The 20738-nt window shown below is 69.0% G+C and carries 17 protein-coding genes; 6 read left to right on the top strand and 11 right to left on the bottom strand.

The window, feature by feature from the left end:
* Positions 1 to 34 precede the first annotated feature (34 nt).
* The 8 genes from ACN27F_RS29870 to ACN27F_RS29835 all read right to left on the bottom strand — a co-directional run bounded on the left by ACN27F_RS29870 (position 35) and on the right by ACN27F_RS29835 (position 4749).
* A complete protein-coding gene (locus ACN27F_RS29870; RefSeq protein ID WP_421438806.1) occupies positions 35 to 865 on the bottom strand; it encodes a PT domain-containing protein in 831 nt (276 codons plus the stop codon).
* A complete protein-coding gene (locus ACN27F_RS29865; protein ID WP_421438805.1) occupies positions 855 to 1409 on the bottom strand; it encodes a sigma-70 family RNA polymerase sigma factor in 555 nt (184 codons plus the stop codon). The genes ACN27F_RS29870 and ACN27F_RS29865 overlap by 11 nt, the downstream gene beginning before the upstream one ends.
* A gap of 53 nt (positions 1410 to 1462) precedes the next feature.
* Entirely contained in the window at positions 1463 to 2176 is a 714-nt protein-coding gene (locus ACN27F_RS29860; RefSeq protein ID WP_421438804.1) for a hypothetical protein, read from the bottom strand.
* 115 nt (positions 2177 to 2291) lie between these two features.
* Entirely contained in the window at positions 2292 to 2879 is a 588-nt protein-coding gene (locus tag ACN27F_RS29855; RefSeq protein ID WP_421438803.1) for a GNAT family N-acetyltransferase, read from the bottom strand.
* A gap of 134 nt (positions 2880 to 3013) precedes the next feature.
* Positions 3014 to 3178 carry a hypothetical protein gene (locus tag ACN27F_RS29850; protein ID WP_421438802.1) on the bottom strand — a complete coding sequence of 55 codons (165 nt, stop codon included), beginning with the start codon at positions 3176 to 3178 and terminating at the stop codon, positions 3014 to 3016.
* Between the two features lie 13 nt (positions 3179 to 3191).
* Entirely contained in the window at positions 3192 to 3665 is a 474-nt protein-coding gene (locus ACN27F_RS29845) for a zinc ribbon domain-containing protein (RefSeq protein ID WP_421438801.1), read from the bottom strand.
* Positions 3658 to 4296 carry a GOLPH3/VPS74 family protein gene (locus ACN27F_RS29840; protein ID WP_421438800.1) on the bottom strand — a complete coding sequence of 213 codons (639 nt, stop codon included), beginning with the start codon at positions 4294 to 4296 and terminating at the stop codon, positions 3658 to 3660. Before ACN27F_RS29840 ends, ACN27F_RS29845 begins: the two co-directional genes overlap by 8 nt.
* Positions 4297 to 4386: 90 nt before the next feature.
* Complete coding sequence (locus ACN27F_RS29835; protein WP_421438799.1) at positions 4387 to 4749, bottom strand: zinc ribbon domain-containing protein; 363 nt, start codon at positions 4747 to 4749, stop codon at positions 4387 to 4389.
* Between the two features lie 239 nt (positions 4750 to 4988).
* On the opposite strand from ACN27F_RS29835, the gene ACN27F_RS29830 reads away from it, so the two are divergent.
* From ACN27F_RS29830 to ACN27F_RS29820, 3 genes are all read left to right on the top strand, one after another.
* Positions 4989 to 5882 (top strand): helix-turn-helix domain-containing protein, encoded by an 894-nt coding sequence (locus ACN27F_RS29830; RefSeq protein WP_421438798.1) that lies wholly within the window; start codon positions 4989 to 4991, stop codon positions 5880 to 5882.
* A gap of 17 nt (positions 5883 to 5899) precedes the next feature.
* Positions 5900 to 6109 carry a DUF397 domain-containing protein gene (locus ACN27F_RS29825; RefSeq protein ID WP_421438797.1) on the top strand — a complete coding sequence of 70 codons (210 nt, stop codon included), beginning with the start codon at positions 5900 to 5902 and terminating at the stop codon, positions 6107 to 6109.
* A 248-nt stretch (positions 6110 to 6357) separates the two neighbouring features.
* A complete protein-coding gene (locus ACN27F_RS29820; RefSeq protein ID WP_421438796.1) occupies positions 6358 to 6759 on the top strand; it encodes a GNAT family N-acetyltransferase in 402 nt (133 codons plus the stop codon).
* A gap of 72 nt (positions 6760 to 6831) precedes the next feature.
* On the opposite strand, the gene ACN27F_RS29815 is transcribed toward ACN27F_RS29820, so the two are convergent.
* Positions 6832 to 7593 carry a transposase family protein gene (locus tag ACN27F_RS29815; RefSeq protein WP_421432251.1) on the bottom strand — a complete coding sequence of 254 codons (762 nt, stop codon included), beginning with the start codon at positions 7591 to 7593 and terminating at the stop codon, positions 6832 to 6834.
* Between the two features lie 109 nt (positions 7594 to 7702).
* On the opposite strand from ACN27F_RS29815, the gene ACN27F_RS29810 reads away from it, so the two are divergent.
* The 3 genes from ACN27F_RS29810 (at position 7703) to ACN27F_RS29800 (ending at position 9104) form a co-directional block, all read left to right on the top strand.
* Positions 7703 to 7897: a Scr1 family TA system antitoxin-like transcriptional regulator gene (locus ACN27F_RS29810; RefSeq protein ID WP_421440540.1), complete on the top strand. Its 195-nt coding sequence runs from the start codon at positions 7703 to 7705 to the stop codon at positions 7895 to 7897.
* A gap of 17 nt (positions 7898 to 7914) precedes the next feature.
* The gene (locus ACN27F_RS29805; protein WP_421438795.1) at positions 7915 to 8124 is read left to right on the top strand and encodes a DUF397 domain-containing protein; all 210 of its coding nucleotides are present in this window, start codon (positions 7915 to 7917) and stop codon (positions 8122 to 8124) included.
* Positions 8125 to 8489: 365 nt separating this feature from the next.
* A complete protein-coding gene (locus tag ACN27F_RS29800; RefSeq protein WP_421438794.1) occupies positions 8490 to 9104 on the top strand; it encodes a hypothetical protein in 615 nt (204 codons plus the stop codon).
* Between the two features lie 311 nt (positions 9105 to 9415).
* Here the strand turns inward: ACN27F_RS29800 and ACN27F_RS29795 are convergent, their stop codons facing one another.
* Positions 9416 to 9808 (bottom strand): hypothetical protein, encoded by a 393-nt coding sequence (locus ACN27F_RS29795; protein ID WP_421438793.1) that lies wholly within the window; start codon positions 9806 to 9808, stop codon positions 9416 to 9418.
* Entirely contained in the window at positions 9801 to 20627 is a 10827-nt protein-coding gene (locus ACN27F_RS29790) for a LamG-like jellyroll fold domain-containing protein (protein ID WP_421438792.1), read from the bottom strand. Before ACN27F_RS29790 ends, ACN27F_RS29795 begins: the two co-directional genes overlap by 8 nt.
* Between the last annotated feature and the right edge of the window lie 111 nt (positions 20628 to 20738).

The raw sequence follows: 20738 nt of genomic DNA, 5'->3' as shown, positions 1-20738 counted from the left end.
AGGGCAGGGTCGGGCAGGCGCGACGCGAGCGGCGTCACCTCGGCGCCGGGCCGTTGTCGACGAACCGGAAGTACGTCGTCAGCGTCGCGTCCCCCAATTCTTCGAGGATCAGGCCACGGCTGCTGGAGTGTTGCAGGAAGGCTCCGGCGCTGCTGATCGCGTACCGCGGCTCGCCGTCGGAGTCCCCGGCCGCGACGATCGAGAACCGCTGGCGCCCCTCGGTGGCCGAGCAGACCGCCGCCACGACGGTCAGCGGATCGCTGCCCGACGACCTGACCTCCCAGCAGGCGTCGGACCCGTCGGGGTTCGGCTCGGCCGCCCGTACCCGGTAGGTGTCCTGGCCATGCGGCTCGATCACGAACAGCCGGCGGCCCTCGACCCCGTCGACCTCGCCGAGCCGGCCGTCGTCGAGCAGCGACACCGCCGACTCGAACGCGTCGGTACGGATGATCGCGACCTGGCGGTCGCCGGCCAGCAGCGGATCGCCACCGGCCGGCGCGGAGGTAGCCCCGGACGTCGGCCCGGACGTCGGCCCGGACGTCGGCGCGGAGGTCGGCGCGGACGTCGGCGCGGAGGTCGGCGCGGAGGTCGGCGGACCGGCCGACGGGCTCGGGGTCGGGGCCGGGGTCGGGGTGGCCGGGCCCGCCGGCAGCGGCGGCGCCGCCCGGGTGTACTGGATCGCGGCGATCCCGACGCCGACCGCACCGACCAGCACGACCCCCAGCGCGGCGGCGGCGACGTGCCGACGGCGGCGCAACGCCTCCCCCCGACGGCGGATGTCGGCGACCGGGGCGAGCCGCCCGGACCGCTCGGCGTACTCGGCCATGTCCTGCAGCGCCGCGTCGAGATGCTGGTCAGACCGCATAGTTCTGCCCCCCGCCGCCGGTCGTGGCCTGCCGATCGCCGTCGTCCGTGCCCTGCCGGTCGCTGCCGGCCCCGTCGCTCAGGTGCGCTGCCAGCGCCTTGCGGCCCCTGGCGAGCCAGGTCTTGACGGTGTTGGCGCTGGTGCCGGTCTCGGCGGCGATCTCGGCCACGCTGAGCCCGACCAGATGGTGCAGCACGATCACCCGGCGCTGGTTGACGCCGATCCGGCGCAGCGCGTCGACGAGCGCCACGTGGTCGACCGACACCGCGTCTACCTGCTGCGCGACGGCGTCGCGGCGGTGGGCCCGCAGCCGGTTCACCGCCTTGCGCCAGGCGCTGACCGCGATCCGGTACGCCACCGTCCGTACCCAGGCTTCCGGACTGTCGCACTCGCGCACCGACGACCAGCGGTCCCAGGCGCGGGCGTACGCCTCCGCGACCGCGTCCTCGGCCTCGGCGCTGCTGCCGATCACCACGTACAGATGTCCCAGCACCCGCTGGGCCGACGCCGCGTAGAAGGCGTCGAACTCGTCGGCGTCACGCATCCGGTCTCGATCGTCTCGTCGGGACTTCGACCATCTCGTCGGGCTGCCCGCGGCTACCGCGTCGGGGCCGGCCCGTTGTCGGTGAACCGGAAGGTGTCCGGCGGCGGCGAGCCGTCGCCCTGCTCCTCCAGGATCAGCCCGGACCGCGACGAATGCCGCAGGTAGGCCCAGCTGTTGCTGATCACGAACGTGTCGGCGTCGCTGCCGGCGGCGGTGCCGTCGGAGTCCGCGCCGGCAGGGTCCGTGCCGCCAGTCACCGGCACGCGGATGTCGAACCGCTGGCGGGGGTCGCCGGCGTCGCAGGCGGCGGCCTCGACCGACAGCGACTGGCCGTTGCCCGGGTTGCGCACCCGCCAGCAGGCCGGGTCACCGGCGGTGTCACTGTCGCTGTAGTACGCCTCGATCAGGAACAGCCGCCCGTCCAGCGGGATCGGCACGAACAGTTGCCGGCCCTCGTCGCCGTCGACCTCGACCAGCTCCCCGTCGTCGGTCAGCGACAGGCCCGACTCGAACGCGGCGGTCCGCACGATGGTGACCTGGCGCGAGCCGGACAACACCTCCGGGAAGTCGCCGGGCACCGTCGACTCCGGCGGCGGGGAGCCGGTCGGGTCCGTGGTCGCGGCACTCGTCGCGGTCGCCGACGCGGATCCCGGCCCGGCCGTCAGGATGCCGCCGTCGTCGGACGGTGTGCCGGTGCCGCACCCCGCGATGCCGCCGGCCAGCAGGGCCAGTCCGGCACCTGCGGCCAGCCATCGACGCGTCACCATCATGATCACCCCTCACCGCGTCGGCGGCTGCCTCGACGTGGGAGGACATCGGGCCCGCCCGGCCGCCGTCGCTTTTCATCGACGTACCCATGACGTCCGGGCCCGGCACCCGGTTTCACCCGGATCCGGGTAACTTTCCGGACACGTCTTCAGGCGCGCCTCCGGACTCGAACCCGGCGCCAGCCGGTTCCGCCTGAGTCGGTCGCCGAGCGGTGTCGATCATCCAACGGTTCGAGCGCAGGACGCGGTCGGCGAACGTCACACTGGTCTCGCCGAGCAGGGTGAACCCGAGGGCCCGGCAGACCGCGTTGGACGCCGCGTTGGTCACCGCCGGGTGCGCGTGCACCCTGCCCCAGCGGCCGTCGTCGCGGGCCAGCTCCAGCATCGTACGGGTGGCCTGTTTGGCCAGCCCGCGCCGTTGGAACTCGGGTAGCACCATCCACCCGATCTCGGATTCCAGGGTGCCGTCGACGTCGTTGGGCCACAAAGCCACGGACCCGGCAACCGTGCCGGGATCGGCCGGGTCAGGGACGATCATCTTGATCCAGTGGACGTCGGCCGCCACCGCGCGGACGTCCCGCTCGACCTTGGCCGCGATGCCGTCGACCGGCAGCGGGCCGCCGAGCTCGGCCATCATCACCGGGTCGCAGCGCATCCGCCGGTACGCGTCGACGTCATCCAGCCGTACGTCCCGTAGCAGCACGTCGTCGCCTCCTCCGTCCGATGCCGTTGTCCAGACTCGCCGGCTCCGCCACCGTCGCGGAGCTCTCGCAGCGTAGTCCGCGCCACGCGTGGACGCGGTGGCGTGCCGCCCCGGCGTCGGGCCGCACGGCCTCGTCACCTGTGCCCGCCCGCGCCGGGGTCGCACGGCGGCGGTGGCGGTGGCGGTGGAGCGGTGGTCAGCTCGCCGCATCTGGGGCACCAGCGGCTCTTGACCCGGAACGAGAACAGCCCCGCCAGGAACCCGAGCAACGCGGCGCTGGTCAACGCGCAGATGTCCATGATCGTCTGCCCTTCACTCGTCAGGGTGCGGACGGGGTCGGACCGGTGGTTGCCGCCACCGGCCCGACCCCAGCTCAATAGGGGGCGGCGTCCGGACTCGGGGCTTGTGGGCCGTGGGCGCCGGCCGGGCGTCACGGGTGGGGGTCGGGTCGGTCCAGGTGGTACGCAGGGACAGCCAGCCGGAGGGGCCTCGGGCGGACACGATGGTCAGCACGGCCGCGAAGACCTCACGCCGCCGCTCGACCGGCAGGTGGGGCCGGGCCAGATGCGGGTGCCGGACAGCGACCCGGTCCCACATCAGGGTTTCGGCGTGCAGGGCGTCGATCTCGTTGCGGCAGGCGCCGGCGCAGCGGTAGACGCGGGTCCGGGCACGGACGGCCGGATCCATCGGGGTGCGGCAGTCGGCGCACCGGATCAGGCCGGCGAGCGGGTAGCAGGTCGGGTCGAGCCGGTCGGTCGTCACCGGAGCCGCCGCCGGATCAGCCACGGTGGGCGGCGACGGTGCGACCCAGTGCCGCGCGGCTCTGCCGGGCCAGGTCGACGATCGGCGGCCAGCCGTGGTCGGCGAGGGTGCGCAGGTCGTCGTAGGCGTGCGGCGGTGCACCGTTGAGGATGTGCCGGTCGAGGCCGCAGGCCCAGGTCAACGCGGCCAACCCCTGATCGGTGAAGTCGAGACGGCGGCGGGCGCGCAGCGCGCTGGCCAGCCGGGCGGCGGGCCAGCCGGCGGTGTTCATGTCGGTCGGCACCCACCGTTCACCGGAGCCGACGAGACGACGCCGGGTCACTTCCCGGCGTACGTGGCCGGCACGGGCCAGCCGGGTGGCGACCTGCCGGGCAGCGGTCTCGCTGAGCAGACCCACCCAGGTCTTCACCGGTTGCGGGGTCGGCGCGGCGCTGATCTGGGCGAGGATGCCGTGCACCAGGTCGTCGGGCGGGGCGACGGTCGCGCCGACGACGACCAGTCCGTGCCGCACCGCGATCCGTTGCGGGTAGAGCAGTTCGGCCAGCAACGCGGCGGCCAGGCCGTGGCCGAGCGCCCGGGGGTGCAGCAGCGGTCGGCCGTGCAGCCGATGGTGGGCCATCCGGAACAGGTCGTCAGCCAGCGGGTACGTGGACATTCGGCAGACTCCTCGGCAACGTGCGCAGACAAGGGGTGTGGAACGCCGCCCGCCGCCACGCCCACCCCGGCAGCGGCGACGGGCGGCGGCTCAGGTACGCCAGACGATCAGCAGGTCGTCGGCGTCGGCACCGACGTACACCTGTTCGATGGCCTCGCCGATCACCTCGGCGTCGGTGCGCGGCGGCGACGCGGCGGCCAGGTCGGGGCGGCGGCGGGCGATGGACAGGCCGACGAGCCGCTCGATCCGACCCGCGTCGACCGGGCTCAGCCGGCAGCCACATGGCCCCCGGTACGCCCGACCACCGTCAGCGGTCCGCAACGGCTGCATCCGTCGCCCACACGCCGCGCACACCAGGACCCCACGCAGCGGCCACCGGTCGGACGTCTCGCCACGCTCGGGTTCCCCGACCGGTTGGCCGTCTTCGGGCAGGTCAGAGCGCAGCGAAGGCATCGAAGGACTCCTACGGGTGCACGAGGTCGACCGGCGACGGAACGGGTGCCACCGGCACAGAGGACTGAAGATCACAGATCGTCGCGATCCAGTAACTCGCTTGGATCGACAGTGGCACGCCGAATCTGGTCCGTCAATTCTTCCATGGAAAAATCTTGAGACCATCTCGATCGGTCGGCCTTAATGATCAAGATGGATCGCGCTAGCCTGGTTGCGCCGACAGCCATGGATGGTCCAAGATGGCGGAATCCACCTCACCCACTGTGGAGGCAGACGTGCCCAAGGTCGTCGGTCCAACCATCCCGCGCTGGCAGCTCGGCGAGGAGCTCACCCGCCTACGCCGCGCCGCCAACCTCACCGAGGCAGACGTCGCCGACAAACTCGGCTGCTCCGAGTCGAAGATCAAGAAGGTCGAGGCCGGCTACGTCGGCACCAACCGCGCCGAACTGCTGGTCATGCTCGATATGTACGGCGTCACCGACGAGGCCGCCCGCAACGACATGATCGAGCTTCAGAAGCGCGGCAAGGAGCGCGGCTGGTGGTCCAAGTTCGGCATGGTGCCCCAGCAGTTCGCGACCTTCCTCAGCCTGGAGTCCTCGGCGACCAGCATCCGCGTCTTCGAGCCGCTGATGGTCCACGGGCTCCTGCAGACCGAGGACTACACTCGCGCGATCGTCTCGACGCATCTGCCGAACGCGCCCGTCGAAGAGGTCGAACGGCAGGTGCAGATCCGCCGCGCCCGCCAGGAGCGGCTCTTCGCGGACCCGCCGCAGACCTGGATCATCCTCGACGAAGCGGTCCTGCACCGCCGGGTCGGCGGCACCGACGTCATGCGCGCCCAGCTCACCCACATCCTCGACACTGTCAAGGACGCTCCGTGGCTCACCCTCCAGGTCGTCCCGTACAGCCACGGCAGCTACCCCGGCGAGCTCGGCGCCTTCACGATCTTCGACTTCGAGGAGGACATCCACTCCCCCGTCGTCTACGTGGAAGGCCAGGCTGGCGGCCTCTATCTCGAACGTGACGCGGACCTGCGCCGGTGTAACCTGGCGTACAACCACATCACCGCCGCCGCGCTCAGCCCACCCGAGAGCGCCAAGCTGATCACCGCCCTGACCCGCGCCACGGGTTGACCGACGAGGAGCAGCACGTGACCCCCGACCTCGACCTCAGCACTGCCGTCTGGCGCAAGAGCAGGAAGTCATCCGCGAACGGTGGCTGCGTCGAGGTCGCCAACCTGGGTCATGCGTACGCCCTACGCGACTCCAAGAACCCGGACGGTCCGGTCCTCGTCTTCACCCCCGAGGAGTGGGACTGTTTCCTCGACGGCGCAGAAAAGGGCGAGTTCCGCCAGCTCTGACCGCAACCTGCGGACGAACTACCCGCAGTGGCAGACACCGTGCCGGCGAGCCGGCTGCACCACCGGCCAGCCTGTACGCGTCAGCGTCGCCAATGATCATCCGTCCCGCACAGCTCAGCGACGTCGACGTCATCATGAGCTGGCGACGCGAACGAGAGGCATGGCTCGCAGCCCGGGGAGAAGACCAGTGGTCAATCCCACTACCCCGGTCTGCCGTCGCCGCGACCGTCTCCGCCGGGCAGACCTGGATGGTCTTCGACGGTGAAACCCCGGCCGCCACCATCACCCTCACCGCCTACGTCGACGTCGACGGGCTCTGGAAACCGGACTGCGACCCCGAAGCCCTCTGGTACACCGAGGACGACCCAGCAGACGCGCTCTACGCCGCGAAGATGATGCTCCCGCTTGAACGCGCCGGCGACGGCATCGGCACCGAACTGCTCGATTGGGCCGCCGGCAGAGCCTACGACGCCGGCCTCACCTGGCTACGCCTCGACGCATGGACCACAAACCCACGACTACACAGCTACTACCGGCGACAGGGATTCCGACACGTCCGCACCATCTTTACCCGCGTCAGCGGAGCCTGCTTCCAACGCCCCGCCCAACCCTATGAACCCGGCCGCCGACTAAAAACCGAAGTCGGATAACCTTGCTTTCCTAGCCTCGATCGTTCACGGGGGCGCCCCGGGTGAGCTCGGTTCGTTCACAATCTTCGAGGTCTATTCACAGGCGATCCTATAGAAGTGCAACCCGATGACGCAGGAGATCGTTTCTGTGAAGGTCGCAAGCGGTCTGCGGTAGTCGGTGTGCAGGATTCGCCATGTCTTCAGGTTCGCGATGACCTGTTCCACAACCCAGCGGATCTTGTTGACCTGCCTGTTGTATTCCTTCTGCCATTCCGCGAGCTCGCCGCCCTTGGGCTTCTTGTACGGGGTGATCATGCCGTTGCCGACGTAGCCCTTGTCACCGATCCAGTCTCCGGGATTCAGGGTGACGAGGACCTCGGTGTCGTTGATCGCGTACGAGTCGTGGTGGTTGCCGGTGACGGGATCGGAGATCCAGGCGAGCGCACCGTCGAGGGTGCAGGCGACCTGAACGCTCATGCCCGTGGTCTTGTGCTTGCCGGAGTACAGACAGCGGTGCGTGCGCCATGACCAGCAGGGAAGCAGCGTGCCGTCGACGATGTACTGGGTGGTCGGGCTGAGGTCGTCGGCTGTCGGCACGAACTCCGTCAGCACGCGATCGAGGACCGGGGTGATGCCGGTGACCGCTCGCGAGATCGTCGACTGGGAGACGCCGTGCGCTTCAGCGATCTCCGCTTGGACGCGGTTACGACGCATGTAGGTCAACGCGACGACGACAGCGCGGTAGAGACCAAGGACCGGGGGCCAGGGCTCCATATTCAGATCCTGGCATTCCGTTCGGACCAGCACGCAGAGGTCGCGGATCTGGTCCGTGGTGAAGCCAGTGGTATGATACATGTCCGGCGGTCCGCTTTTCTTTGAGATGTGGTGTGGTAACTCCATCCTACGGAAGAGCGGATCGTCCTTTTTGTTGGGGGTCTACTGTAGCGAGTCGGAGGCCTGCTGAATAAGCCTCTTCGACTTCGAGGAGGACAACCACTCCCCCGTCGTCTACGTGGAAGGCCAGGCTGGCGGCCTCTATCTCGAACGCGAAGCAGACCTACGCCGGTGTAACCTGGCGTACAACCACATCACAGCCGCCGCGCTCAGCCCACCCGAGAGCGCCAAGCTGATCACCGCCCTGACCCGCGCCACGGGTTGACCGACGAGGAGCAGCACGTGACCCCCGACCTCGACCTCAGCACTGCCGTCTGGCGCAAGAGCAGGAAGTCATCCACGAACGGTGGCTGCGTCGAGGTCGCCAACCTGGGTCATGCGTACGCCCTACGCGACTCCAAGAACCCGGACGGTCCGGTCCTCGTCTTCACCCCCGAGGAGTGGGACTGTTTCCTCGACGGCGCAGAAAAGGGCGAGTTCCGCCAGCTCTGACCGCAACCTGCGACCGGCCTACCCGCAGTCGCCGCCACCACGCGTACGAACCGGCTACACCATCAGCCAGCTCGTACGCGGCGGCCTCTCTACCTTCGCCGCCGACTTCAACCGGCTGCTCTACACCTTCGGCGGCCCCGACGTCACCGAAGGGATGAAATTTTCAACGAGGTCAGCTCGGGCGATATCAGGAAGTTCAAGCAGATTATAGACCTAGACTGTCCGACGGGCGTCACATGACGACCTCACCAGCTAAGCCGAGACCACCATTTACATGGCATTTCCGATGGAAATCAGTCGCGCCAGCGATCTTCGGAATTGGATTAGGCCTGGCAGGCTTTGTCCCAGACATCTTTGATGACGCGGTGGCCGCCTATATGAACCCCTTTTTTAGTTCAGGCTTTTCTTGGGGGTCGGCAGGGCTGCTCACCGGATTCTTGGCCAGCCGGCCGAAATCATCGGTGCTCGCCGCGGGGGGCACACTTGCCACCGCAGCCATCACGTACTACGTTCTGATACTTCTTGTCGGCCAACGCTGGCTCGTCCGCCCGTCGGACATTGAAACGGACGCAACCTCCTCGGCAGGCCTATTGTCGGTTGGTCGATCGATTGTCTTTTGGACCGTCGTCGGACTAATCGGCGGCGGACTGATGGGTTGGCTCGGCTGGTCCATTCGTCATTCACCCGTGCGGCTAGGGTCCGCCGTGCTCGGTCTGAGCTTCGCCCTGCTCGTAGGTGAGGGCGTCTTCACCCTGATCAACGTGCAGTCGATTTACCACGGGCCACTGAACTCGTTTGACCTCTCCAAGCTGGTTCCCGCTCTTACTCAAATCGTTCTGGGCGTCGTCTCCGCTGGTTATGCGATTCGCACCCGCAGGCTACCAGTCGCCTGGCCAGTGGTCGGCACGGTTGGCTTGGCGTCACTTGCCGCAAGCGTATTTATCTGGTATGCGGTTTCTATGGCAAGGATGAGCCTATAGTGCCGAGTAGCCTGGGGGGATCTCACCCCCGGGCCCTCGCAGAACCGTACGTAACGGTCGCCCGTTATACAGCTCTTGTCGCAATGCCACGTAGCTTAAGTTAATCTTGAGCGTGACCTGCGGGTTTGGCGTGGACTCCTGGGCGGTGCGGCGTCGCGGGACGACCACGGCTGGGCTGGCTGTTTTGATCACGGTCACCCCACCCGAAAAAGCCGCAGCCACCTCAACCCCGCTTAACTTCGAAGAGCCGCCAATAGGAGTGAAACCCAGAGGCCTTCGAGGCAAACTCGAGCCTCAACCATATACGGCAGCTAAAAGTCATTCGCTCCCAGACCGTCACTATTACCCAGCTCATTAAGTCTAGCAACAGTCGCTTTGTATTGATCAATGGCGGCTCGCATCGTCAACGCAAGCCGGTCAAGGCCTACAGCCGCTTCAGAAGTAAGCCTTCCGCCCACCATCACCGAGCGAACCGAGTTGAGAATCACCCAGGCTTCTTGATATTCCTCGACACGATCTTGAATTTCCTCGTTCGCATCGAACCATCTCTCCGTAGCGGGCTCTCCGCACGCCAGCACTGCCCCCGTGAGATCATCATCAGCAATAACAATCTCAGCGGCAAGACGTACATGATCCCGCCCTACCCGCTTGCTTGCAATTATTTCCGCAAGCACGTCAAGCTGCCGCTTATCACCGTCATCCACCATTATTCATCCGCCGTTTCAGCCATATTGCCCCCCGCGCCCCCTCGGGCATGTCCACCCCGCCGTCTCTAAGAATATCAACGCAGTAGGTGACGCAGCTATTACTTCTTGTGGAATAGGGCCCAAGGTCTGCATCCAATCCAGCGAGCTGACGCGCACGCGCCCCCGCCCCGTCAGGAAGCGGAATCCTCATCGAGACCGTATTTGGCCCCATGGGCGTTGCAATAGCGCCGGTTGTAGGGCCACCCACGACACCCCCGTTGGGGCCGTAACCAATCACGAGCTGCTCAGTAGTCATGGCGCTTCCACCGGATGGCGTAACGGTGATCTGCGCATGCTCCATATCTGGATCCCAGTGCACCTCTGCCTCGCCGCAGTTGTGTACGAGTACTGGCGTGTCGCCGGCGAGTACATAGTACGTGTGGGTGTGGGCGACTGTCAGGTCGCGCATCTCCCGCTCGTCGCGGCGTGTCTGGACCGACACGACGGTGACCTCACCACGACCCGCCACCCGCAACCGGGCACCCGGCTTGAGGTCGCCGGCGTCGACCCATGCCTGCCGGCCTTCGTCCCAGAACGGATGGTTCGGTGTCGTCTCCACCACGGTGGAGGTGCCGTCGCTGGTGCGAACCCGGACATCGGTCAACTCGCGGTCGGTGTTGCGGTGCAGTTGGGTGACCGGTTTGGGCGACGATGTGCCGGACACCGGGTCGGTCGCTATCACCTGGTCGCCGACGTTGACATCGACGATGGGGCGGGTGGTGCCGTCGGCCATCAGGACCCGGGTGTCGGGGGCGAAGCTGTGCGTACGACCCGTCGAACGGCAACCCACACCCGTCCCACCGCCGGACGGGCCGGCGGTGCTGCCACCGCGTCCGGGTGGGGCCCGTGCCGGACCAGCCCCACCACCCTTACGGCCGATCAGATTCAGCCCCGGCACCATCCCCAACGCCGCGGACTTCACATCCACCCGACCCGTCGTCGCGGCCTGCGAAATCACATCGGAGATGCCGTTCTCCACCGCGTCCCCGGCCAGCCGCGCCGTCACCCCCGAACCCGTCTTCGCCGCCACCGCCGTACCCACCCGCGCCGCGATCGCACCACCGGCACCGCCGGCCAGACCCATCACCGCACCCGTACCGAGCGACCCCAACGCATCACCCACCGAATGGATGTCGCCCTGCGCCACATCCTTCGCCAGATTGATCAACGCACCCGCACCCACCATGCACGCAACCGCACCCGCACCAGCGGTCACCGCCGTACACGCCAGACCGGCCACCACCGCACCCGCGATCGCCGCGACCTCCAGGATGGTGTCCTTGTGCTCCACCACCCACTTCTTGGTGGCGTTCGCCGCGTCCTTCACCACGCTGACGGTCTTCTTCACCACCCGCGTCGCCTTCGCCGCGACCTTCTTCGCCGCCTGCTTGACCTGCGCGACCTTCTGTTTGACCTTCTGTTTCGCCTTGGCGACCTTTTGCGCCACGTACTTCTTCGCCTGGTTGACCTTCTTCTTGACCGCCTTCTTCGCCTTGGCGTACGTCTTCTTCACCTTGTTCTTGACCTTGGCGGCCTTGGCCCTGACGTCGTTGACCGTCTTCTTGACCGCCCTGGTCGCCTTCTTCGTCGCCGCCTTCGTGGCCTTCTTCGCCTTCTGGTAGGCGGCGCTGCTGTAACTCGACACACTGGACACCGCCCGGCGGGTGGCGCTGGACACCTTCGACGTCGCCTTCGACACCGCCCTCGCCGCCGCCTTGAACGGGTTGCCCCAGTGCCCCGTCGGGTCGATCGTGGTCAACGGCGTGCCGTCGCCGTACTGGTAGCGGTTCGCCGCGATCGAGTCCGGCACCGGGCTGTTACTCGCCGAATCCCGCGTGTCGAACTGCCCGGTCTCGGTGTTGTACCAGCGGGCGTGCATGTTCACCCGAGCCGTCGACGCGTCGGTCCACTCCGACTGGTAGCCCAGGTTGCCGACCACCCCCGTACTGGCCAGGACCTTGCCGAGCGGGTCGTACGTCGTCGACCCGGCCAGGGTCGTCCCGGTCGCGGTGAACTGGCCCACCACGTCGGTGTGCAGATCGGTCCAGGCCAGCCGCTGCGTCCCGCCGGCGGTCTCGGCCACCACCTCACCCGACGGCCCCCGCGCATACGTCGCCGAATCGTCGGCGGCCAGGTCGTTACCGACCCCCGTGTACGCGAACCCGGGCCGCACCGCCCGACCGAGCGCGTCGTAGTCGTAGGTGCGGGCCGGTCCGCCGCCGCTGACCTGCTGGCTGTGCACCTGGCCGAACGCGTCGGTGGTCGTGGTGACGGTGCCCGCGGCGGCGAGGGTGCCGCGGGCGGTGTACGTGTACGCCGTCCCGTCTGCGGTCAGCAGCCGGTTGCGCTGGTCGTAGGTGAACAGCTTGGCGCCGTTCTGCACCCGGTTGCCGGACTTGTCGTATGCGTACACGACCGTCGCCGAGCCGTTGTTCCACGAGGTCAGCCGGTCGGCCAGGTCGTAGCTGTAGGTGTTGCTGACGGCGGCGCCACCGAAGCCGGTGGTCGTCTTCGAGGTCAGGTTGTTGTTGGCGTCCCAGCCGTAGCCGATCGCCGCGATCTGCGTACCGCCGGGGGTTTTCAGCGTGTCGCCGGTGAGCCGGTGCAGGTCGTCGAAGGTGAAGTGCCGGCTGTTGCCGGTGCCACCGTAGGTGATCTGCGAGACCTGGGACAGGACGTTGTACGTGTAGCCCATGGTCACGCCGGCGGTCGGGTTGGTCAGGCTGGCCAGCCGTCCGGCGGTGTCGTAGCCGTAGCTGGTGGTGCCGGCCGCGTCCTGCCGGCTGGCCAGCTGCCCGCTGCCGTTGTACGCGAACGTCGAGGCGCCGACCGGGCCGCTGATCGACAGCGGCAGGTCCCGGTCGTCGTAGCTGATCGTGTTGGTGCCACCGCCGCCGGAGAACTCGGTCATCCGGCCACCGAGGTCGTAGTCGAAGACCCGGTCCACGGTGGTCGTCTCCGCGCCGGAGCCCTCCTGGCGCAGCAGCTGGCCCATCTCGTCGTACTCGCTGCTGATGGTCACGCCGCCGGGCAGCGACTGGGTCACCGGTCGGCCGGCGGCGTCGTAGGCGACGCTGAACGTCCGGTCGGCCGCCGCCGGATGCGCGGTGGTCGACGGCTCGATCTGCTTCTCCGGCAGGTGCCACGGGTTGTATCCGGTCCAGAACACGTTGCCGCGCCCGTCGGTGAACCGGGTCCGGTTGCCGGACAGGTCGTAGCCGAACGTGGTGACGATGTCGTCGGAGCCGGAGATCGGCTGGGTGTGCGTGGTGAGCGCGCCGGTGGCGTCGTAGCCGAAGGTGGCGGTGGTGCCGCGTGCGTCGGTGGCGGCGACCACGTTGCCGGCCCGGTCGTACGCGGTCGTTTCGCGCACCAGCTGCACGCCGGCCGCGTCGTAGCTGGCGGTGGCGAGGACCCGGCCGGTCAGGTCGTGGTGGGTGTTGGTGTAGGTGTCGTCGGGCAGGGTGGTCCGGGTCATCCGGCCGGCCGCGTCGTAGGTGTACTCGGTGGTGTTGCCGGCCCCGTCGGTGACGGTGATCGGCTGCCCGGCGGCGTTGTACGTGGTCGAGGTGGTCACCCCGGTCGGGCTGGTCACCTGGGCGAGCCAGCCACCCGGGCCGTAGCTGTACGTGGTGGTGTGGTTGGTGCCGGTCTGCCGGACCACGTCGGTGCTGGTCAGCTGCCGGCCCAGGTAGTCGTAGGTGGAGCTGGCGACCGCGCCGGTCGGGTCGGTGGTGGCCAGCAGGTCACCAGCCAGGTTGTACGCGTAGCGGGTGGTGCCGCCGTTCGGCGTGACCACCTTGGTCAGCCGGCCCAGCTGGTCGTAGGTGTAGTCGGTGGTCTCGTCGAACGGGTCGGTGACCGAGGCCAGCTGCCCGGACGCGTCGTAGCTGTGGGTGATCTCCGGGGTGATCGGGGTGGCCGACCCCGGCGGGGTGTACGCCGGTAGTTGCTCGCCGACCACCCGGCCGTCGGCGTCGTAGCTGGTCACCGACCAGTTGCCGGACGGGTCGAGGGTGTCGGTGACCTCGTCGAACGTGTTGTAGCCGACCCAGGAGGCAGCGTTGGCCAGCACCGGTGACGGGCTGTCGACGGTCTGCGCGTACCCGGCCGGCGCGGTGGTCTTGACCGCGTTGCCGTCCTCGTCGTACGTGATGTACGTGGTGTCGCCGTTGGCGTCGGTGGCCGCGACGACCTCGCCGTTGTCGTCGACCTGGTAGCTCTCCCGCACCACGTGGGCGTCGGCTGCCGGTGCGGTGCCGCCGTGCACGGCGGCGACCTCGGTCGGGCTGAGCGCCTTCTGGTACGCCTGCACGTCGCTGATCTCGCCGGGCCAGAAGTTGCCCCGGGATCCGTTCCACATGCCGGCGCCGACGACGAACGTGCCGCGGGCGGTGAACGGTTTCGCGCCGCCCTGGCTGCCTTCCAGGGTGCCGTTGACGTAGATCCTGATGGTCCCGGTGGCCGCGTCGTACGTTCCGGCCAGGTGGGTCCAGGTGTTCAGCGCCGGAGTGCTGGTGGACACGACGGTGACCGGTTGCGTCACGTCCGGCGCGTCGAGGGTGCTGGTCCGCAGCCGCCAGCGGTCGGTGTCCTTGTCGTAGGCGAGGTCGAACGGGGTCTGCTGCTCGCCGTTGGCGGCGACCGCCTTGCGCAGGTCGCCGTCGTCGGTCAGGTACACCCAGGCGGCCACGGTGAAACTGCGGCCGGTGTCGATCACCGGGCCGTCGCTTTCGATGACCGAGCTGATGCCGTTGAACCCGGCGGCGCCGCCGTTACCGGTGGTCCACCACATGCCGGGTGCGGCGGTGCCGGGGCTGTTGCCGGCCGAGTCGGCGGCCCGGCTGCCGGCGGTCTCGTCGAGCCGCCAGCGCAGCACCGGGGGGAACCCGACGATGGCCGGGTACTCGGTTTCGGCGAGCACCTCCCCTGCCGGGTCGTACAGGGTCTCGGTGAGACTGGCCGTGGTGCCGCCGGCATCGGCCTGGCGTTCGGTCACCACGTTGTCGTCGGCGTCGTAGCCGTAATGGGTGGTGCGGTGCAGCCCGCCCGGGTCCACCGTCGTCGACGTCTGCCGGCCGGCGGCGTCGAACGCGTGCGTGACGACGGTGGCGCCGTCGTCGGTGACCTCGCGGATCAGGTTGCCGGCCGCGTCGTACTCGTTGGACTCCACGACGAACGACGAGCTGCCGTCGGTGCGGGTGACTTGCGCGATCAGCCCGTTGTCGGTGTAGGTGTAGGCGGTGGTCCAGCCCATCGGGTCGGTCTCGGCGGCCAGCCGTCCGGCCGGGTCGTACGACTTCGCCGAGATCAGCACGTCGGTGGCGGGCTGCGGGTCGTCCGGGTCGCCGGTGAAGCCGACCACCGTCGTGGTCAGCAGGTTGCCTTCGGCGTCGTACGTGTTGGTGGTGACGCCGCCGTCGTGGTCGGTCTCGGTGATGACCCGCCCGTACGCGTCGTAGCCGAGGGTGGTGACCGTGCCGCCCGGGGTGGTGGAGGTGGCCTGCTGGCCGTACTGGTTGTAGGTGTGCTGCTCGGTGCGCGGCGCGTCGCCGCCGGTGATGTCGGCGACGGTTTCGGTGAGCACGTTGCCGTCGTCGTCGTAGCCGTACGTGGTGCGGGCGGTGTGCACGGCGCCGGTGACCCGGTTGGTGACCGCCGGCTCGGTCTCGGTGGCCACCCGGCCGGCGGCGTCGTAGGTGTAGGTCGTGGTCAGCCCGGCCGGGAAGGTGTCGCTGAGCTCCGTCTCGGTCAGGGTGCGACCCAACCCGTCGTACGTGAACCGGGTGATCTTGCCACCGGGGTCGGTGACCTGGGCGACGTCGCCGTCGGGGTAGTAGTCGACAGTCTGGGTGGCCCCGCCGGGCGTGGTGATGCGCACCGGCAGGCCCGGTGGGGCGAGCCCGCCGCCGTACGCGGCGGTGCTGGTGCCGTCGGAGTAGCTGGTGGCGGTGACCCGGCCGAGCGGGTCGGTGATCGTGGTCTGGTTGCCCTGGGCGTCGTAGCCGTACAAGGTGCGGTAGGTGTCGTCGGTCTCCGACGCCGACCGCCCGTCGCGGACGGTGAGCAGCAGATCGTTGCGGGCGTCCGGGGTCAGCGTGGTGGTCGTCGCGTCCGGGTAGTACGTGTGGTACACCGACGAGCACCTGTTCGCCGACTGGTCCTGGCAGCTGACGCTCTGCTTGGTGTTGCCGCGCACGTCCTGGAAGGTCTGACTCCACACGCCGCGCGGGTCGTAGACGAGGTTGCCGTAGCCGCCGACGTCGTAGCCGAACTTGGTGACGTTGCCCAGCGCGTCGGTCTGCGCCACCGGCCGGCTGCCGTTGACCAGGTCGTAGCTGTAGGAGATGGTCTCGCCGGTCGGGGTGGTGACGGCGATCCGCGACACCGGCATCGCGATGGGGGTGGCCGTCCCGGAGACCATCGTGACGGCCACCGGGACGGTCTGCTGCGACGCGGCGTAGTGCGCCGACACCTGCTCCGGGCTGAGTTCGGTGCTGAAGAACGCCGCCTCGGCGAGCTTGCCGGGAAAGTAGGTGATGTCCCCGGAGGTCGACGGCCAGGTGCCCGGGGTGAAGCCGGCACCGAGGTAGGCGTACGCGGCCGGGGTGGTCTCACCACCGTAGTTGAGGGTGCCGACCAGGTCGCCGTCGAGGTAGAGGCGCTGGCTGCTGGCGGACAGGGTGAGCGCGACGTGGTGCCACTGGCCGTCGGTGACCGTTCCGGCGGTGGTGATCGGCGGGTGCGTGTTGGCGCACCAGCACCACTTGCCGCGCAGTTTGCCGTCGACACCCACGTACAGAGCGGGTATCCGCTCGTTGGCGACCAGGCCGCTGGTGATCGAGTTGGTCTGGAAGCTGTAGAGGACACCGCCGGCGGTGCTGCCGGTCGGCATCGTGAACCACATCTCGACGGAGGCGGGATCGGTGCCGCCGACCCGTTCCGGCGGCAATTCGACGTACGAGTTGGTGCCGTTGAACGACGCGGCCGTGGCGCTGGCGAACGGGCCGGGCACGCCGAGGGTCACCTGGTTGTAGCTGGCGGTGTTGCCGGTGACCTGGTTGACCGCCTCGGTGACGGCCACCTCGCCCATCCGCCAGTAGTCGACCGGTTTGGCGCCCAGCACGGCGGCGGCGTACACGTCGGCGCTGCCGGCCACGGTCGGGGCGCCCATCGTCCAGACGCCGCCGTTCTCGTCGGTGACGGTCGCCACCCGGCCGGTGGTGGCCCGGTAGGTGATCTGCGCGGTGACACCGCCGGACGGGCGGGTGACCTGGGTCAGCACCGGATGGGTGCGGCTGCCGGCGGTGTGCAGGGCGGCGACGGTGGCCGCCGGCAGCGCCTGGTTGTGGAACGCGATGTCGGAGATGGCGCCCTGGAAGTAGTCCGCCGGTGCCGGGCTGACGCCGCTGTGCTGGTGGCCGGGCCAGTTGCCGCCGATGAAGCCGGCGCCGACGTGGACGTTGTCGGCGTTGTTGGGCAGCTGCATGATGGTGCCGCTGAGGGTGCCCTGGGCGACACCGTCGAGGTAGAGCGTCTGGGTGTTGCCGGCACCGGCCAGCACGACGTGGTGCCAGGTGTTGTCGTTGACCGGCGCGGCGGTGGTGATCGCGGCAGCCGCGTTGCCCTGCCAGAACTCGCCGCGCAGCTTGCCGTCGCTGCCCACGTACAGCGCAGGGATGTAGGTGGTGGCGGTGGTGCCGGCGCTGATCGGCGCGGCGCTGTAGCCGAACAGCACGCCGTTGACCTCTGAGGTGCGGAACCACATGCTGATCGACTGGTACTGGCCGTCGGCGACCAGGTTGCCGGGCAACCGCAGGTACGACGAGCTGCCGTTGAACAGTGGGACAGAGGCGGCGAAGCCGGGCCGGGGGTCCAGCTGGCCCGAGCCGACCGAGTTGTACCAGGCGTTGTCGACACCGGCGTTCGCCAGCACCGCGCTGCGCGCGCCAAATGTTCTGAACTCTTCCGTCAGCGGCCAGTACGAAGCCGGCCCGGTGTCCAGCACCGTGTTGGCGTACGCGGAGAGGTTGGTGTAGCTGTAGCCGTGGCAGGCGCTCGGGCCGGTCGGTGGGCAGACCTGCACCAGCGTGTCGTCGGCACCGTAGCCGTACTGCCAGGTCTGCGCGCTGGTCGGCACGCCGGGCTGCGCCGGGTCGGTGGCGACGCCGGTGACGTGCGAGTGGGCCGATCCGGCCGGGGTGTCCCAGGTGATCCAGAGGGATCTGCCGGAGGCGCTGGTGAGCTGGCTGGCCAGCCCGTTGGTGTAGTGGACGGTGAGGGTGCGGCCGTTGGCGTCGGTGACACCGGTCAGCCGGAACACCCCGCCGCCGGCGTCCTGGCCGAAGGCGTAGACCGAGGCGTCCTTGTCGGTCAGCCGGTAGCCGGTCAGCGTGCTGCCGCTGCGCGTCTCGACGAAGCTGGCGAACCGGCCGGACGGCGCGGTGAAGGTGCCATCGGCGTTGCGCCCGAACGCGACGTCCTGCCCGCTCGGGTAGGTGACCAGCACCGACTGGACGCTGCCGGTAGCGTCGGGCACGGCGGTGGCGCGGACGTCGAGCAGGCTCGACCAGCCGGTGCCGAACGCCGAGTCGCGTCGGGTGTCCAGGCTGTTGTAGTTGCGGGTGATGGTCAGCGACGGGCCGACCGTGGCCACGGTGGCGTCGGTCGCCGAGGTGGTGTAGTTGCCGATGCCCGGGTCGTAGCCCTTGCCGGCGTTCTGGCTGAGGTTGGCGGCCAGGGTGGGTTGCGGCACCCCGGTGGTGAACGCGTACGCCGGATAGGTAGCGCTGTAGCTGACCTGGTCGTGCACGCGCACCGTGTAGAGGTAGGTCTTGTTCCAGGCCAGGAGGCCGGCCGGCACCGGCCACGACGGGCCGCTCAGCCAGCCGGAGTTGGCCACGACGGTGGTGCCGGTGGCGTCGTACACGACGTACTGGTAGCTCAGCCCCTGGTTGGGCCAGCTGTCCGGGTCCTTGGCCCGGACCAGCAACTCCGGGGTAAGGGTCTGGGTGACCACGTTGTTGGCCGGGTAGCGGACGTTGACCTGCGGTGCGACGTTGTTGGTGTAGGTCAGCTCCAGGTACGGACGGTAGGCCCCGCCGCCGTAGTTGGCCGAGGTGAACCGCTTCCAGGCGTTCGAGTCGGTTTCCGAGGCGGTCAGCGCGAGACCGTGGTTGGCGCCGCCGGTGGACCAGTCGGTGAAGGTGGCGACGTCGAGCGGGACGGTCACCCACTTGCCGACACTGCGGTCACCGGCGGTGTTCTGACAGGACGGATAGTTGTCGGTGACGGTGAGCGAGCCGATCGAAGCGGAGATGTTCGGCCCGGGGTGACTGGCGGTGGACAGATTCGCCACCGTCCACGCCTGGTTGACCCGGTGTACGGCGAACGCCCGGTGTTCGGTGCAGCTGTAGGCCCAGCTCATGTAGAGCTTGAGTTTCGCGGCGGTGATCCGCTTGCCGACGAAACCGTCGTCGTCGAAGTTTTCCATGGCGATGAACGAGCGGGCCTTGACCCCGCCGCCGTCGTAGGTGCCCACCGGCAGGTTGTCGCCGTTGTGGTTGGTCGTCAGGGTGTCGTTGTCGACGTACACGTCGCCGGTGGTGCTGGTGGTGGCGGTCGGGTCGACCCGCACCGGGTACACCCGGGCCGGGTCGTCCAGCCAGGCCCGGTCGGCGCTCACCTGGAGCGCCTGGCCGCCGCCGGGCTGGTCGACGAGCGCGAAGTCGACGTCGGGTGACTGGGCGGGTGCCCCGGAGCGCGGATCGACGTTGGAGTCCGCCATGAAGCCGCGCGGGAACCAGGCGCGGGCGGTGCCCTCGGAGTCGAGCAGTTCCACCCAGCCTTCGGCGGTCAGCCGGGGCGTCAGCCCGGTCAGGTGCAGCGGGAAGATCCAGGTCGACGGCGCCTGTGCGGAGTGCAGGACGAGGGTCTCCTTGAGACCGGCGTCGAAGGTGGCCAGCTCCAGGTCGGTGTCCGGCAGGATGCCCCGGTAGGTCGCGGTGTTGCCGTCGACGTCGGCTTCGACGTCTGCGGCGCCGGTGAGCTCGTACGCGATCCGCTGGCCGCCGGGCAGCTCCAGCACGCCGAGATCGGTCACTCCGGTATCGGTCGCTCCGGTATCGGTGCCGCCGGTATCGGTGCCGCCGAGATCGGTGCCGCCGAGATCGGTGCCGCCGAGATCGGTGCCGCCGGTGTCGGCCGCGACGCTGACGCCGACGCTGTTGGCGCGCATGTGCAGCCGCCCGTCGGCCCGCTCGACGAGCGTGGTGTCGATCGGTCGCCAGCTGCCGTCGGCGGCCCGGTAGTTGACCGGGCGGCTGTAGCTGCGCACCGTCGTGGAGCCGTCGGCGTTGTCGTAGACGTCGGAGCGGGCGGTGGCCTCGCGGGCGTCGCGACGGCTGGTCTGCGGGTCGAAGCCGGGGTCGGCGAACCCGGTCGGGGTGTCCTGCGGCAGTGCCGGCTCGTGCGGCTGGTACGGCGGCAGCGTGTCGGCGGCCTGGGTGACCCCACGACCGGCGCCGGCGTGGGCGTCGGTGGCGGCGGCCGCCACATGGTGCTCGCCGCCGAACGGCGCCGGACCGGCCATCGCGGGGGCACCGAGGGCGGCGACCGCCGCCGACCACAACGGACGCCGCATCGCCCAGGAATACAGCCAGGAGGTCGGCCAGGTGTCAGCGGGTAGGGCACCTGGTGGCACCGCCACGGTGAGCCCGAACAGCAGCAGGGTCAGGATCGCGATCCGGCGGGACGCACGACCGATGGCACGGCGCATGGCCGTCCTCCCCCGTGTATGGAGACCGTCTGACATCGACGGTCTTGACCAGAGCAGTCTCCGACGCCCGTCGCGCAGCGCACAAGCATCCGTACGGAGGGTTGACTCTGA

Source organism: Solwaraspora sp. WMMB335, assembly GCF_049179075.1.
Taxonomy (GTDB): domain Bacteria; phylum Actinomycetota; class Actinomycetes; order Mycobacteriales; family Micromonosporaceae; genus Micromonospora_E.
The sequence above is the reverse complement of the archived record's forward strand: the minus strand, read 5'-3'. Positions and strand labels throughout refer to the sequence as shown.